Here is a 635-nt window from a genome sequence, read left to right as displayed (position 1 = left end):
ACCAGCGACAGACTGACGTCCATGCCTTCCACCTGGAAATGCGGCACCGCGTAGAGCTTCACGCGGAAGAAACCGGGGTTGTCCTCGATATCTTCCACCACCACTTTCGCATCGCGCAGCGGATGCGAGGCCTGCAGCGCATCCCCCGGATCGGTCATTTCGGTCACCAGACCGCGTACCCAGGTGTTGAGCTCCAGCTCAAGCAGGCGGCGATCCTTGGTGGTGCCGATATTTTCGCGCTGGATAAGCTTGAGGTAGTGCGCAATACGCGACAGCAGGAAGATGTACGGCAGGCGGGCATTGATGCGGCTGTTGGCCGTGGCATCCGCCGTGTCATACAGCGCCGGTTTTTGGGTGGAGTTTGCCGAGAAGAAGCAGGCGTAGTCGCGGTTCTTGTAGTAGGAGAGCGGGATGAAACCGAGGTTGGCAAACTCAAACTCGCGGGTTTCCGGGATCATCACCTCAGAGGGGATCTTTACCTGGTTGCCGGTGCCGAGGTCATACAGATGGATGGGCAGGTCCTGCACGGCACCGCCAGCCTGCGGGCCACGGATCTGCACGCACCAGCCGTTGTTGATAAAGCTTTTTACCATGTTGGCGGCGAAGGCGAACGAGGCGTTGGTCCACAGGTATTT

Annotated in this window: 1 protein-coding gene; it reads right to left on the bottom strand. The window is 59.2% G+C overall.

The window, feature by feature from the left end; translation table 11 throughout:
• On the bottom strand, positions 1 to 635 hold a 635-nt coding region (gene tssC, locus EV102420_RS20800), incomplete at both ends, for a type VI secretion system contractile sheath large subunit (RefSeq protein WP_042396248.1).

This window comes from Pseudescherichia vulneris NBRC 102420 (assembly GCF_000759795.1).
In the GTDB taxonomy this organism is placed as follows: domain Bacteria; phylum Pseudomonadota; class Gammaproteobacteria; order Enterobacterales; family Enterobacteriaceae; genus Pseudescherichia; species Pseudescherichia vulneris.
The sequence above is the reverse complement of the archived record's forward strand: the minus strand, read 5'-3'. Positions and strand labels throughout refer to the sequence as shown.